The organism is Paenibacillus qinlingensis, assembly GCF_013204845.1.
Taxonomy (GTDB): Bacteria; Bacillota; Bacilli; order Paenibacillales; family NBRC-103111; genus Paenibacillus_E; species Paenibacillus_E qinlingensis.
Genome location: NZ_JABMKY010000018.1, coordinates 168721 through 185631 on the forward strand (window position 1 = coordinate 168721; position 16911 = coordinate 185631).

Consider the following 16911-nt stretch of genomic DNA (forward strand, 5'->3'; position numbering starts at 1 on the left):
GGCCATGACATGAAAAGCTGGGGGAAGACGACACTGTTGCTCGTAAGTTGTGTGTTGGTGATCTATTTGGCTTATCGCCAAGGTGGAATTGCTGCGTGGTATTTAGGTATCTGTTTATCATTGATCTGGATACAGGCAGGATTATTTTATGTATTTGCGCTAAAAGGTTTGAACTTGAGTCGGCGCCTGTCAGGTGACGTGTTTCTTGCTGGCGAAGATGTGACGATTGTGCTGGAGATCCAACATCGATCGTGGGTGCCACTACCGTGGCTGCTGTTGAAAGAAACTTGGATTCATGAAGGAAATGGGAGAAAACTGACGTACAGCAAGCTGCTTTTTCCTTGGTTTCAGAAGTCGATTTTGTTGCCTTACAAAATGACCCATCTCATGCGAGGCAGCTATCGCTTTGCTCACCTTGAAGCAGCGGCAGGAGATCTCTTTGGCTTCGCGCTTCGCAAAGTACAGCGGGAAGATTTACAGCGTTATGTTGTGTATCCACGGCCAGATGCTTTGGGGCGGAGCGGGATGACCTTCCAATCGGAGGATGGTTCTACAACACTTAGTTCAAAGGGCGAAACGCCGCTGATCAGCTCCGTTCGCGATTACGTCAGCGGTGATCCGTATCACCGCATCCACTGGAAATCGACGGCTCGCCTGAGCCGTCTGATGACCAAAGAGCCCGAGCAGGCCGCCTCCACGAAGTGGATGCTGCTGCTCGATGTCACGCCTGCGGCGGGCCCAGCAGAAGCGGCACAGCCGCTGCTGGAGAAGGGCGTCGCCCTCGCGGCCGGCTTCTTCGAAGCCGCCGCCAGTGGGCGAGAGAGCTGCGGCTTCGCCTGCAGCTCGGGAACGGCCAGGCGAATCGCGCCGACGATTCGCCCCGATCTAACGCTCGCGTACGAAGTACTCGCGAGCGTTGGCGGCAAGCCCGCCCTGTCCTTTCCTGACCTCGTCAGGAAAGAGGCGGCAGACTTGCCGCTGCATGCGTCGATGCTGTGCATCACATCGACGCTGGATGTGGCGCTGGTGCGCGCGATCGCAGATAGCGGCACCAGGCGCAGAGCCGTGCACGTGATCTACGTGCACGCGCGGCCTTCCCTCTCGGTCGCAGAGCGAGAGGGGGCTTCCCAGCTGCAAGCCGCAGGCTGCAGCTTTACGGAAGTGCCGCATCCGCAGAGCCAGTGGCCGAAACAAGGGGGTGTTGCGGATGCAACCGCTTGAACCACGCCGCGGGCTGCACGCTCGCTCTCGTGCTTCGCACTTTTTTAAGAAGCGCGCAGGTACTTCGTCCTTAGACACTTCGCCCTTAGGCACTTCGCCCTTAGGAGCTTCGCTCTTAGGCACTTCGCCCTTAGGAACTTCGCCCTTAGGAGCTTCGCCCTTAGGAGCTTCGCCCTTAGAAGCTTCGCACTCAGTCATATCGAACTCAGACGGTCCGTCTTACGCATCTTCTTCCCAACCAGACACATCATCCCGTTCATCCCGCAGCAACACATCACAGCTCATCTTCCGCGCAGACAGCCTGCCGCCAACACACAATAGTCTCTTCCGAGATGGTCTCATCACCCTGCTGCTCTTTCTCCTTCTCTCGGAATGGCTGCGACCTTTGGCTTGGTTGGGCGATGAGGTGATCCAAATTGGACCGATTCTTGTTGTGTTTGCCCTGTGTCTTGCACTGGACTGTTTCCGTGTTCCTTATGGTTGGGGTTGGTTGGCGAAGTCCAGCATAATTCTGGTTTTTATAGGTTATATGTTTAACCGAGATACCGTGCTTGATGGAGGATGGATCCTCACATTGGCGAGAACGCTCGTGCAAGATTTTGTCTATATCGTGCAGGCTCATTTTGATCTGATTAGCGGGGAAATGCGCACGCTCCTGTTTCTAATGGGTTGGGCGTTGTTGCTTTCCGTTGTTCAAGCGCTAATGCTGCAAAGACAGCACAGCCTTTGGTTTGTAATGGCTACCTTGATCTATCTCGTAGGCATACAGCTCGTATTAGGGGCGGATACCGTCCAAGGAATCATACGCACAGTAGGTTATGGGCTGATCCTGATGGCGCTTCTCAACCTGTCAAGAATCGAACAGACTTATCGGGTGACAACTGTGCGTTCACGTAATTATTTGCAGTGGCTGATCGTTAGTGTGATCGTTGTTGGTATGTTGTCTGGCGTTGGTTGGTTGTCGGCCAAGCAAACAGAGTCCGAGCCTTTGATGAAGCCAGTTAGCTGGGCGCATTGGTATGATCGTTTGTTTGAGTTCTATGAGGATGAGACGAGAGTAAGCCCAGCCATGGCAACTTCGGGGTATGGCCAGAACGATACGTCTTTAGGAGGTCCACTCCAAGTGGACACCTCGCCAGTGTTTACAGCCAAAACCACTGAACTCACCTACTGGCGCGGCGAATCCAAAAGCTTCTACGATGGCAAAGGCTGGACCCAGCCCATTCAGAAGCTAGAACCTTTCGTGGCTACTAGTTCTTCGGTGACAGCTCCGGTCATTGTGCAGGAGATTTTAATGAACGAGAAGGCGGCGAATAAGCAATTGTTCGTAGGTGGTGGGCTGCGGAGCGTTGATATGCTGCTGAGTGAGAAAGGGAAGCTGATTCCGCCAGGGAGTCTGTTAACTTCGGGAACAAGTGGCTTAACGACCTTACCGGCGATTGCTGATCCGCTTTCCTATTACAAAATCACCGTCCAACCCAATAAAGAAAATCCAGATCTTTTGAACTCTGATATTGCACCATATCCGGAAGAAATCACTCGTGACTATTTGCAATTGCCAGAGTCATTGCCGCGGACGGTAAGGAGCACGGCCGAGCAAGTCACCGCAAATCGGTTGACGCCTTATGCCAAAGCGGTGGCGATCGAGCAATATTTGAGCCAAACCTTTCCCTACAGTCTCGAAAAGCCTACCAATCCCAGCCGCAGCGAAGATTTCGTCAGTCATTTCCTGTTCGTTGATCGGACAGGGTATTGTGATCATTTTTCCACGGCTATGGTTGTTATGCTTCGTTCTGTCGGTGTGCCTGCTCGGTGGGTGAAGGGGTTTGCTCAAGGAACCGTAGACGCCACCGATGACAATGGGCTGCACGAGGTGGTTGTCCGCAATCAAGATGCGCATTCGTGGGTTGAAGTCTACTTCCCGTCGATGGGGTGGGTGCCATTCGAGCCGACGCCTGGTTTCTCAGGGATTTCCGTAGATCAACCTAGAGATATGTTGACGACAGCAACTATGGAGCAGTTGGGGATGACAGCTTCCCTTACGAATACACCGGTAACTCGATCTGTTATCTCTAAATCGGGTGAATGGTTGCACACGATAAAGAATAATCTTATCCAATTAGTAAAGGCTTATAAGAGTGCCGTTTTCGTTCTTATCTGCTCTATCGGTTTACTTGTTGGTCTATATTTCGTACTAAAACGTCAAGGCTACATGTTGCGTAGAACAGTGGAGTTCTCTAGTTACAACAATGAATCTCCCAATCAACAACATCCGTTGACGCCGTATATGGATCGCTTGTGGAGACAGCTTTTCCGCAAATACGGCGTAAAGCCTGCCAATCAAACGGTTCGCGAATATGTCATGAATCTTCAGGTGACGCAACAAGGGCAACAACAGGCACTGATGGCTTTCGCTCACATCTATGAAAGTGTCCGCTACGATCCGGCGCGAGCTTTTGCCTATTCGAAGCGGGAAATTACGGCGATTTGGAAAGCCATTCAAAAGACACATTAAATCCTATACACCTTAGGCAGCTCAGCACGTAGTCGATTCACTTGGTTCCTTACTAATATTCGATTCGGTGCCTATGATAATAACCCTTAACTGGTGCGAACCAGAAAGGGTTATTTTGCTGTTTGAAGATTGTTGCCGAGCCGTGATTGGTGAAGGCCATCCCAACTATTTCCCGCTACTTTCCCGAAAATGCTCCCAAAGCTTCCCGTAAAATCAGGAACACCCTACTCTATTTTCCAGGATTTCCCTCGATGTAAGCTATGTAGAGGAAAGTGACGCAGGAGCGATACAACGTTCAAAGAACGAAGGAGGTAGAGGGATTTTTTATGATGCTGATCATACGTAAAATGGCAAGTCTTGCACTCATTTTTAGTCTATGTATGACTTCTATTATTCCAATAGGAAATGAAGGAATAGTGGTGGCAGCTCCTAGCCAAGGGGCTTTGAGGCAGGCAGCTGTGGATTCTTCAGGAGAAATTTTGCCAGATTGGGCCAAATCTCAGATTGAGGATCTGCTCCAAGCAAAGCTGATTGAAGGTTATGAAGATGGTACATTTCAGCCGGGCCGCTTGGTTACTAGAGCAGAAATGACAGCTTTAATCGGTCGCGCCGCTGAGGCCTTGCAACTAGAAGGGGAAGAACAACCAGGCACCATCCTGTTTCAGGATGTGCAGGAGGAGTGGTTTGCGGAGCACGTTCAGACGGCTGCAAGAAGAGGTTGGGTACAAGGGTTTGCCGACCGTACATTCCGGCCTCATGCTCCGGTAACTCGTCAGGAAGCTGCTGTGATCTTTACGCGTTTGCTGAAGCTGGAACATGGGGGCTTCCTGGCATATCAGGATAAAGCTATCATTCCCGAATGGGCTGTGCCTGCGGTCACGGCCATGTCCAAAGAAGGGTTCATGGGTGGTTACCCAGATGGAACGTTTAAGGGGGGAAATCCTCTGACACGGGCCGAGATTGCCTTGCTTCTACACCGGGTTTGGTTGAGTCAGAAGGATGCTCAGCCTCAGCCATTCAGTGTTAAGGTGAATGGGCCGAATGGCGAGCCTTTGGCTAATGCTCACGTTACTTTGCACGATCAAGGAGAACGCTCGGTTCGAGAGTGGGGGATGACGAATGCGGATGGCGTGGTTTCCTTGCGATTGCCATATGGACAATACGAGGTAACGGCAGGCGCTGTAGGTTCATCGGCTCATGAAGCCGTACATTTTCGTAAGGGAATGGAAAGCGCCCAGCTGAACGCTGTGCAAGCTGCTGTCTTCAAAGGATCAGTTCTGGGCGAGGATGGTAAGGGAGTTGGGGGTATTGTGCTAGCTTTTGCAACGAACCCAACATTCTTTGCTGTTACCGATTCACAGGGTGCCTTCACAGCTTATGTATTGCCCGAACGCAACTATCGGGGAATGGTGCTTGAACAACAAGAGGATGCAGTTCTCTATCGTGGTGATGTTCCTGCTTTTATGCACGTTCTAGATCAAGAGGAGATGAATCCTAGCGGGTGCAAATGCCGAATTCAGTATGTAAAGCAAGAGCTGAAGGCTGCGGGACCTGGAGAGGTTCGAGATCTAGGAGTCCTACGGCTGTCTGATATTAATAAACCGCCAGGCAATGGTGGTGGCAATGGTAGCGGCAGCGGTGGTGGCAATGGAGGCGGCAACGGCGGCACGCCGGATCTGACGCCTCCGGCCATCCCGAGCGGATTCTCGGCAACTGCCAACGTGCGTGCGGTCGATCTACGCTGGAATGGAGTGGCTGACACGGATTTGCTCCACTATAACTTGTACGCCTCATTGAATGGCGGCTTAACCTGGGGGCCTGCCTTAACCGTGACAGGAATTACGTATCAGGCAAGTCATTTGATAGCTGGGACTCCCTATACCTTTGCTGTTAGCGCAGTGGACAGAAGTGGGAATGAATCCGCTAAATCGCTGGCGGTCACTGCCGTGCCGCTTGAAGGAGCTGATGTCACTCCGCCAGAGGTGCCGAGCGGGTTGTCAGCTTCTGCTGGGGTGGGCGAAGCTGATCTTCAGTGGAATGCGAGAAGTGAATCAGACCTAGCGGGATATCGGGTTTATACCTCCACGGACAATGGGGTAACGTGGGGCGTGGCTTCCTCGACGGTAACAGAAACGACTTACACAGTGACACAGTTAACCTATGGCATGCTGTATACCTTTGCTGTTACGTCCCTAGACCTCAGCGGTAACGAATCAGCGAAGTCTAGCGCCGTTTCTGTAATACCACTGGCCGTTCCCGATAACATACCGCCGGCAGTGCCTGCGGGACTGATGGCTACAGCTGGTGCCGGTAAAGTCGATCTACAGTGGCTGGCAGTTACAGAATCTGATCTGGCTGGCTATATCGTGTATTACTCGAGTGATAGTGGAGTGACATGGACGGTAGTGCCTAGTCTGATTATGGCAACGACGTACTCTTTATCCGGATTGACACCGGGAACTTCCTACAAGTTCGCCGTAACGGCGAAGGATATGGCTGGAAATGAGTCGGGCAAGTCCATTGAGGCGCAAGCCACCATTCCCGTACTTATCGAGTTTCCACCAGATCCAGTTGAAGTGGCAACTGAAATTCCAGTGGATGGTACATCCACTTTCGCAGGCAATAACACCTTCTTATTCAGCGGAAGTCATCCGATTCAGACTGGGGTTACACCTGGTGCGATTGAACCGGAACGCTTGGCGGTTCTGCGCGGAGCTGTGTTCGACGCGGAAGGGAAGCCACTTGCTGGCGTGACGGTTACGATCTTAGATCATGGTGAGCTGGGCCGTACATTGACTCGTGCTAATGGAAATTTTGACCTTGCTATAAATGGCGGGGGCACCGTCACGGTTCAATATGAGAAGCAGGGCTATATGTCTATTCAGCGAAAGGCGAATGCTCCCTGGGGGGATTATGCAACTCTCCCAGATGTCGTGCTTAAAGCGTTTGACACCAAAGTAACGACGGTAGAGCTCTCCGCAGGAACGCAGGAAATGCAAGTGGCCCAAGGGAGCCCGATGACGGATGCGGACGGTACTAGACAGGCGACTTTGCTAATTCCACAGGGCACGACAGCTGTTATGAAGCTGCCTGACGGTTCCGCGGTGCCGCTTCCTAGCATGAATGTAAGGGCAACGGAGTACACCGTTGGAGATAAAGGAATGCAGGCGATGCCAGGTGAACTGCCTGCCTTCGTAGGCTATACCTATGCAGTAGAGCTGTCAGCAGATGAAGCTGTGGCAGCAGGCGCGACAGAAGTTCATTTTAGCCAAAAAATCTATACGTATGTAGATAATTTCCTTAAATTTCCAATTGGAGAGACAGTTCCTTCGGGATACTACGATCGCGAGACGGCCAAGTGGGTGCCTTCCCAGAATGGTATGGTTATTAAGATACTTGCTGTAGAAAACGGTCGTGCGGTCATTGACGGAGATGGGGATGGCGTGGAGGACGATGAGGCAGAACTAGCTGCACTACGATTTACAGAATCCGAGCTTCAGAAGCTGGGCGCATTATACACACCAGGAAAGAGTTTGTGGCGAGTGCCGATTGAGCATTTCACCCCGTGGGACTTTAACTGGCCCTATGGACTGCCTGAAGGTGCTACGAATCCACCTAACCGAAAACCGAATTCGAATAAACCGAATGTGAACGACCCCTGTCAGAAGGCTAGCTCCATTATTGGCTGTCAGGAGCAGACATTGGGGGAAGTTATTCCGATCACGGGGACGAATATGTCCCTGCATTACTACAGCCGCAGAGCTGAAGGTTATGAGAGTAAGTCGACACTGGAAATTCCCGTCATGGAAGGAGCGCTGCCACCGGCTGTAATCGGGATTGGCGTAAACATTCAAATTGCGGGACGCACCATATCGAAATCACTTCCGTTAACATCAGGCAATACCCCTTATCGCTATACGTGGGATGGCAAAGATGCCTACGGGCGTCAGTTAATCGGTTCCCATCCGTACGAAGTGACGGTGTACTACCTATACAGGCCTGTGCTCTATGCGACTTCCAAGAGTTTTGCCAACAGCTTCGGTCAAGTCACAGGCGTATCTACGAACGGTTATCGTGGTGTCGTTGCGAACGGCCGCTCTACGTCTACCATATCCACATCAAGGACTTGGCATGGTGTTGTAGAAAGTCCTGTTGATGTCTACAAGAATATGGGGCTTGCGGGTTGGAGTCTGAGTCCTAACCATCACTTGGACAATGAGTCAGGAATGCTCGCTCGAGGGAGCGGTTTTGTGGAACTACATCCCAAATCTGGTCTCAATCCTGTGGAAGTCATTTTTAGAAGTGGGGCAACTAACCCTGGTAAAGGCGTGCCAGCAGCTAATAAAACGACGATTCCAACGATGACAACGGTAGGGGCCGATGGGGATTTATACTTAACGACTTACAGAAGCACGGATCAGCCGTACCCTGACCATGTTCAAACAGAAGTATTTCGAGTGAAGAAGAACGGAGAAGCAGAGGTTGTTGGTACGATGATCAAGCAACTCAACCTTGATTCCCTGAAGGTTGGACGGGATGGAACCTTGTACGCAACAAGTTGGGGAACATACCGAATTTGGAAGAAGTCTTTGCTAGATTCAGAGTGGGTTCCATTTGCCGGGAGTGGGGATATTGGCGAAGAGTACGGGGATCCGAGGGAAGGTATTCCTGCGACGGATGTAAGATTGTATAATCCCAAAAATCTCGAAATTGCAGACGATGGAAGCCTGTACTATACCGATTCCAACCGCTTATATCGCATTGGACCGGATGGTCTTGTAACCCATTACGGATTCAGAGGCTATAATAATAGCGGTTCTTATGGCGTGTCCAGTGGCCCAATTAGCAAGAGGAATATTGGGAATGTTGCAGACATTAGTCTCGGACCGGACGGATCCCTGTATCTATTGGATGACTGTGGCGGTACCTATTGTGCTTATACGAGAATTCGGAAAATGTCGCAGGATGGTAATCTATCCTTGATTACCGGAGCTAGTTTAAGTGTTGCCGAATTCTATGACGGCATTGCTGCGTCCAAAGCCTCTTTCCGAATTACCAATAGAAGGATGGAAATTGATCGCTATGGCAACATTTATTTTATATCGGATGTAACTGGGGACGACAAGTTGTACAGAATTACACCTGATCAGATTATTGAGGAAGTAGCGGGTGATGTGGTTGCTGTCATTAAGCAAAGAGCCAAGGATGAAGGGGCAATCGTGGGATCGATCCCAATTCGCCTACTCTCGGTAGGACCGCAAGGAGAAATTATTCTTCAAGTACAGCACAATAAGGCTGGTAGTGATTTGTTCTATGTATACAGCATTAATCCTGAAGCGAAGCAGGAACTGATTAATGAGAGTGGAACGGAGCGCTATTTGTTCGACATGAGATCTGGAAGGCATGTTGAAACGAAGAACGCGCTAACGGGCGGTACGATCACCCGGTTTACCTATGATGCGCAAGGAAGATTATCAAAGTTAACCGATCGGAATAACAATGAAGTGAAGGTAGAACGCGATGAGAATGGCGTGCCAACCGCTATTGTGGCTCCAGGCGGTCAACGAACTGTCCTTACCGTAGAGGGGGGACAATTGACCAAGATTGCGAATCCAGCGGGGGAAGCTTTTGCAATCAAGTATGATGACAAAGGCTTATTGACCGAATACACGGATCCCAACGGGCATGTGCGGAAATATGGGTATGATGAAGCAGGGTATCTCATTTCCTCTGAAAATCCGCTGCAAGGCAAGTCCACCCTGACTCGTGATTCTTTGGCTAATGGTTATAAGGTCACCTACACGACACCTGGTAATCAGAAAACGATGTATGAGGTGACTCGTGAGGAGGGACAGTTAAAGCGTGTCAGTACAGATCCTTCCGGGGCGAAAACGACTTCCGTACTCAGGGATGATGGAACAGATACAACGGATTATGCCGATGGTACCAAAATTGTTCGAACTGGCGCGCCTGACCCACGCTGGGGATATGCTGCACCCATGATTTCCAGTATGGTCGTGACAGCGCCGAATGGGCGCAAATGGACGTTTGGCGAGAAACGTCAAGCGACGCTGGATAGGAGTAACGATCCACTAAGCCTAAAATCTCTTACGATGACCTACACGAAGTCACAGACGTCAACGGGTACTACAACAGCGACTTCATCTGTTGTCTTTGATGTAGCAGAGAAGAAGTTTACCGAAACGAGCGCCGAAGGTGTTATCACCAAGACTTACTTGGATAGCAAAGATCGGGTTGTTCGAGTGGAATACGCTGATTCCAGAATAGCTCCCGTCGTCTTCACTTACGATGAGAAGGGGCGGCTGCAGAGAGCGCAGCAAGGAGATCAGTTCGTAGAGAACACGTACGATGCGAAGAATAGGCTTATCGGGGTTCAAGATGCGGCAGGTCAAATCAAACGGTATACCTACGATGATGCGGACCGTGTGATAGCGATTGAAATGCCGAGTGGCAAAATTTTGCGTAAAGGTTATGACGATGTGGGTAATCTGACAGAGGTTACGACACCGAATTCCGAGGTTTATTATCAGTCCTATAATGGGTTGGATCAGTTCAATGGGTTTATGCCCGATGGTGCAAATGATACATTGTCTGTCTTGTATAATACTTCGGGCAAGTTCGATAAATCCATGCTGCCTAGTGGCCGCGAGGTGCTGTACGGGTATGATGCGACAGGGCGAATCAATCTATTGAACGATCTCGATATTTCCAGAACGTTTACTTATCTAGGAAATACAGATCGGGTTAGCTCGGTAGAGAGTATGTCCGCGACGGACCCTGCCGCTAAGATGACGATAGGCTATAAATATGACGGTACGTCTGTCACGGAGATGACCTGGAATGGTCTAGCTAACGGGAAGTTCACCTACACGTATGATGGTTATGCGAATCTCAAAGGAATTACAATGACAGCCGGCAATGTAACGAACAAGTTGACTGCGATCGACTATGACAGGGATTTTAATGTTACTCGATTTGGACCTTTCACATTTAGTCGAGGGGGTCCAGCAAAGCGGGTGGACGCTGTTACAGATGGCACGTTAAACGTAGGGACTCAGTACGATGCTAACGGTAAAATTAAAGATAAAACGTATAAGTTAGGCGGAGTAACCGTCTATAAGGTGGACCACGTTTTTGATAAGCGAGGCTTTGTGACCAATAAGACGGTCACGACGGCAGCAGGCATCGAAACGTATGCTTACGGTTATGGAGACGATGGCCAATTGACACAGGTGAGCAGAAGTGGCCCGAATGGTTCTTTCAGTGAAGCTTATGATTACGATTCGAATCGCAATCGAATTCTCCGTGAGGTGACCGGATTCGCAGCGGAAACGGCAGAGTACGGAGCATACGATTTACTGGAAAAAGCAGGAGATGTTTCCTATACCTTCGATAAGGATGGCTTTATGACAGCCAAAGGTGCAGACACCTTCCGTTACGGAACAAGGGGTGAGTTACTCGAGGCGACGGTAAATGGGGAAACATATCGCTATGGCTACGATGCGCTTGGGCGACGGATATCGAGAGAGGCATCTGGGAAGAAAATACAGTATTTATTTGGAGATCCGAACGCCCCGCATAGGCTGACAGCTGTTGTTGAGCCGGATCAATCCGTAAGCAGCTACTTCTATGATGAGCAAGGCAAGCTCTTGGCACTAGAAAGAGGTGGAATTCGCTACTACGTAGTTACGGATGCAGTTGGAACCCCGCAGATGATTATTAAAGGGGATCGAACGGTTGTGAAAAAGCTGCAGTATGACAGCTACGGTAACTTGATCTCTGACAGCAATCCGTCATTTACATTAGCTTTGGGATACGCAGGAGGCTTGGCTGATGATGGCACGAAGCTAGTACGCTTCGGCTTCCGCGATTACGATCCTCATTCAGGCCGGTGGACAGCGAAGGATCCTATCCTGCTGGATTCCGAGCAAGCGAATCTCTATGCCTACGTGAACAACAATCCAATTCAATATCGTGACCCATGCGGTTTGTTCTGTGTTGGTGCGAGTGCTTATGAAGGCGTAGGAGGCGGAGGTAAGGTGTGCATTACCGACGAAGGCTTCTCTGCTTGTGTGGAAGCAGGGGTGGGAGTTGGCTGCGGTTTTGAAATCAATCCTATGGAGGATTTATCCAATACCGAGCTTGTTGCTGAAGCAGCGTTCAAGGCATCCTGGGGGCCGGCATCCTTCTCGGATGGCATCAAGGTGACTAGCAGTGGCGGCGATTGCCCTCCTCAAGTCTCATTGACGGCCAAAGCAGAGCTTGGACCATTCGGCTATGACTTCATGAGTCCGTCAGAGTCATCTATAAATCTAGAACGTGACCATTTCAACACAGATGCGAAAGACGCCAAGAATTTATTTAAAAAGTCGGGTACCGGCTTTGAAGCAGCCCTGAAAGCGAAGGCTTGCGCGCAATACAAGTGGTAAATGCAATGGCTTTAGCAGGCGTATCCCTGCTAAAGCTGTTTTCATATCACTAAATCATCACAGTCATTGCTGAATTGATGTTGTTTTATGCTTTTGTCCATTTATTTGCATCATCAAGAATAAACTGGCTTACTTTGCAAACACTTAATCTAAGTCTTAGGAGTGCCGTCGTTCTAATGCCGCAAATGCTGCTCTATCCGAAGCGGGAAATTACAGTGATTAGGAAAGCCATTCAAAAGACACATTAAATCCCCTTTACATCCTAGGTGCCTAATGTTTAAAATTAGTACCTAGAAATAGCGGTAAGTGGACAAGGGTTCTACCCCATCTTCAATCGCTATGAATCTAGGAGGTCGGATATGAGTAAACCAAGTGAATTGATCGTCGTTTTAGATTTTGGAGGCCAATATAACCAACTGATTGCAAGACGAATCCGTGATTTAGGCGTTTACAGCGAATTGCTGCCGCACAATACTACGGTTGATAAAATTCGTGAGATTAACCCTAAGGGGATCGTGTTCTCCGGCGGACCTGCAAGTGTTTATGGCGAAGGAGCTCCTTCGGTTGACGCTGGCATTTTCGATTTGGGTATTCCAATCTTAGGTATTTGTTATGGGATGCAGTTGATTGCCCACCAATTGAACGGGAAAGTTGAACGCGCACATACGCGTGAATATGGTAAAGCAGATCTAGAGTTCTCGAACCAAAGCCCGCTAGTCAAAGGGTTAGAAGCGAAACAAACGGTATGGATGAGTCATGGTGACCATGTTTCCGTTCTACCTGAAGGTTTTGTTGTTGAAGCTAGCACAGAATCACTTCCAATTGCTGCAATGAGCAACCGTGATCGCAAAATCCATGCGGTCCAGTTCCACCCTGAGGTTCGTCATTCAGTCCAAGGTAACGAAATGATTCACAACTTCATCTATGAAGTGTGTGGTTGTGTCGGTGATTGGACGATGTCATCCTTCGTGGAAGATATGATTAAAGAACTTCGTGCAGAAGTTGGCGATAAAAAAGTGCTTTGCGCACTTAGCGGCGGCGTGGATTCCTCCGTTGTTGCGATCTTGCTTCACAAAGCAATCGGCGCACAATTGACATGTATGTTCATTGATCATGGCTTACTTCGTCAAGGTGAAGGCGAAAGCGTCATGGAGACGTTTGTCGGCAAATTTGATATGAAAGTTGTCAAAATCGATGCAAAAGATCGTTTCCTGGGCAAATTAGCTGGCGTTGCGGATCCAGAGCAAAAACGTAAAATCATCGGCACCGAATTCATTCGTGTGTTTGAAGAAGAGTCAAGCAAGTTTGACGACTTCACTTACTTGGCACAAGGCACGTTGTATACGGATATCGTAGAAAGTGGTACTGCTACCGCACAAACGATCAAATCCCATCATAACGTTGGCGGTCTTCCGAAAGATATGAAGTTCAAGCTCATCGAACCATTGAAAACACTATTCAAAGATGAAGTTCGTAAAGTCGGCGAAGAGTGTGGTCTTCCTTCAGCAATCGTGTGGAGACAGCCTTTCCCAGGTCCTGGTCTAGCCATCCGTGTTCTAGGTGAAGTTACCGAAGATAAGCTGAAAATTGTTCGTGAATCCGACGCCATCCTGCGCGACGAGATCGCTAAAGCTGGCCTAGATCGCGAGATCTGGCAGTACTTCACGGCACTTCCAGGGATGAAGAGCGTAGGCGTTATGGGCGATGCAAGAACATACTCCTACACAGTAGGTATCCGCGCAGTAACATCCATCGACGGTATGACTGCTGACTGGGCGCGTATTCCGTGGGATGTGCTTGAGAAAATTTCCGTACGTATCGTCAATGAGGTTGAGAACGTGAATCGTATCGTCTACGACATCACTTCCAAACCGCCGGCTACGATCGAGTGGGAATAGGTTGGCAGTTTAATCAACACCAATAGTGTAAAAGAAAGACTCTCTTTGAGCTGTAGACCAGCTGGAAGAGAGTCTTATGTTTTTTGAGAGATATGTAAGGATAACTATGTTACATTATAGGAATAACTAATAAAATTGGAGTACCCTTGGAGGAATAAGTATGGCAATAATTGCAATGATTTTGGTTGGACTTGTTGCGCTTGAGCATTTGTATATCCTAGTGTTGGAAATGTTCTTGTGGACAACACCACGCGCGATGAAGTCTTTTGGTATGACGAAAGAGAATGCTCAGATCACGAAGAGCTTAGCTGCCAATCAAGGACTTTACAATGGTTTTCTGGCAGCGGGTCTTGTATGGGGCCTTGTCCATCCGGATGAGTCGATCGGGCGATCAATCGAGATTTTTTTCCTCATTTGCGTGCTCGTGGCAGCCGTATTTGGCGGCGCCACAGCGAAGAAATCAATTCTGATCGTTCAGGGATTGCCTGCTGTTGCAGCACTTATTTTCGTTATACTTGCCTAGCGATATGGACAATGATTGCCATTGAATGGGAATATGAATGTAAACTAGAAAAAGACGAACGATATGGGAATCTTTACCCATATAATGTTCGTCTTTTTTATTGACACTTGCTCAATTGTTCACTAAAATATGAAATTGGATAACAGTTTTTCGTATAATCTCGGGAATTGGCCTGGGAGTTTCTACGAGATCACCGCAAATGATCTGGCTACGAAAAAAAGGAACGGTATCCGTATGAGTTTTTACGTGCGACTTCACAATTTGAAGGCAGCCCTCATATGGACGGCTCCTTTTTCGTACCCGGAATCAAGCAACATGATTCCGGGTTTTTTGCTGTTCCCCACCATTCGTTTAGGAGGAGTAGGAAAATGGATTTGGATCGTTTTTTTAAATTGAAACAAAATGGCACCACTGTAAGAACAGAAATCATGGCGGGGATTACGACGTTCATGACTATGGCTTACATCCTTGCGGTAAATCCAGATGTATTAAGTGCATTTAAATCAGGGGCAACTGGCGGAGACTGGACTTCCATTTTCTTAGCAACAGCGATTGCAGCGGGCGTGATGACGATTGCAATGGGGCTTTTCGTAAACTTTCCTGTGGCACTAGCACCGGGAATGGGCTTGAATGCGTACTTCGCGACGATTATTTTGACCTCACAAGGTAAATTTACGTTCTCGATGGCACTCACGGCCGTGTTTATCTCCGGGATTATCTTTATCATCCTAACAGTTACGAAAATTCGTCAAATGCTTCTAGTCGCTATCCCAGATAGCTTGAAGCATGCAATCACAGTAGGGATCGGGTTGTTTATTGCCATGATCGGTTTCAAAAACAGCGGCATTCTCAGCGTTGCAGTTGAAGCTGGTAATGATATTAAAGCACATCAGTATACAGAAGTTCTTTCGTTTGAAACGATCTTTCATCTAGGTTCATTAGAAGATAAAGGTGTTATTTTAACCATCGTAGGTATTCTATTGATCTCCATCTTAATGGTACTTCGTGTTCGTGGCGCAATCTTGTTCGGAATTCTTGCAACAACGGTTGTCGGTTATTTCATGGGTATGGTGGATCTAGGTACATTAACAAGTGACAAAACAACTTGGGTACCCGACATGTCCAAACTGCGCTTTGCTGATTTTGATTTCGCAGGCATCATGACGACAGGTATCATTTCTGTCATTGCTACATTTACTTTCGTTGAGTTGTTTGATACTTTCGGTACAATGGTAGGAACAGCTTCTCGTGCAGGTATTATGAAGAACAAAGAAGAAGGTAACAAACGTGTAGGTAAAGCGATGTTTGTTGATGCAATCGGCGTTAGCGGCGGTGCATTAGTGGGAACAAGTACAGTTACAGCATTCGTTGAGAGTGCGGCAGGTGTAGCAGAGGGTGGACGTACAGGTCTAACGGCTGTAACGACAGGCGTATGTTTCTTACTTGCTCTGTTCTTGGCGCCAATTGCTATGTTGATTCCGGGTTCGGCGACTGCGGCAGCGTTGATTGTTGTTGGTGTTCTCATGGTTCAATCAATTAAAGAGATCGACTTCCAAGACTTCGTTGTTGCGATCCCTGCGTTCCTTACACTTGTATTGATGCCTTTCACATACAACATTGCGAACGGAATTTCCTTCGGAATCGTGACTTATGTGGTTCTAGCTACAGCAGCTAATTTAGGTGGCAAAAGTGAGAAGAAATACAGCGTCCACTGGTTAATGTGGATTCTTGCTCTTCTAATTATTGCTCGATATGTCTTTATTGGAAGCCAAGGTTAAAATAAGGTAGGGCTCTGGTGCATTTGTGCCAGGGCCTTTTTATATTCCGTTTATTTCCATGTCGAAAAAACTTGCAATCCCTTGGAGGATTTGTTATATTACTCCTTGTCGCTTCGGCGGTCGAACGAAAGAACGAGAGAATCGAAAGAAACTTAAAAAAGTTCTTGCATTCGAACGAACTGATGTGGTATATTACTTCTCGCTGCTTCGGTAACACGGCAGCGAACGAAAGAAATTGATCTTTGAAAACTGAACAACGAGTGAGTAAGCACAGTCGAGTAATCGACTATAAAAGAGATTGCAAAATCTCGCTAGCTTCAAATGAGCAAGTCATCTTTAAATTTGGGCCCCGGAAAAGTAATCGGAATTCTCTTCGGAGGTTAACGTCACTTTTTTGGGTACCTTTATGGAGAGTTTGATCCTGGCTCAGGACGAACGCTGGCGGCGTGCCTAATACATGCAAGTCGAGCGGGTTTATCCTTCGGGATAAGCTAGCGGCGGACGGGTGAGTAACACGTAGGTAACC

At 48.6% G+C, this 16911-nt stretch carries 6 protein-coding genes, 1 rRNA gene and 1 riboswitch; all 7 genes read left to right on the forward strand.

The annotated features are described in order from the left end of the window. The first annotated feature begins 9 nt into the window (after positions 1–9). Positions 10–1221 (forward strand): DUF58 domain-containing protein, encoded by a 1212-nt coding sequence (locus HQN88_RS26780; protein ID WP_173118249.1) that lies wholly within the window; start codon positions 10–12, stop codon positions 1219–1221. Further along, positions 1208–3736, forward strand: a complete 2529-nt coding sequence (locus HQN88_RS26785) for a transglutaminase-like domain-containing protein (protein ID WP_173118251.1) — start codon at positions 1208–1210, stop codon at positions 3734–3736. Before HQN88_RS26780 ends, HQN88_RS26785 begins: the two co-directional genes overlap by 14 nt. Before the next feature lie 326 nt (positions 3737–4062). Then, positions 4063–12186: an S-layer homology domain-containing protein gene (locus tag HQN88_RS26790; RefSeq protein WP_173118253.1), complete on the forward strand. Its 8124-nt coding sequence runs from the start codon at positions 4063–4065 to the stop codon at positions 12184–12186. Between the two features lie 359 nt (positions 12187–12545). Further along, a complete protein-coding gene (gene guaA / locus HQN88_RS26795; RefSeq protein ID WP_173118255.1) occupies positions 12546–14084 on the forward strand; it encodes a glutamine-hydrolyzing GMP synthase in 1539 nt (512 codons plus the stop codon). A 160-nt stretch (positions 14085–14244) separates the two neighbouring features. After that, positions 14245–14607: a DUF1304 domain-containing protein gene (locus HQN88_RS26800; protein ID WP_173118257.1), complete on the forward strand. Its 363-nt coding sequence runs from the start codon at positions 14245–14247 to the stop codon at positions 14605–14607. 130 nt (positions 14608–14737) lie between these two features. Further along, positions 14738–14838, forward strand: a riboswitch (purine riboswitch). A 143-nt stretch (positions 14839–14981) separates the two neighbouring features. Then, positions 14982–16385 carry an NCS2 family permease gene (locus HQN88_RS26805; protein WP_173118286.1) on the forward strand — a complete coding sequence of 468 codons (1404 nt, stop codon included), beginning with the start codon at positions 14982–14984 and terminating at the stop codon, positions 16383–16385. Positions 16386–16788: 403 nt separating this feature from the next. Then, a 16S ribosomal RNA gene (locus HQN88_RS26810) occupies positions 16789–16911 on the forward strand; the annotation flags it as partial.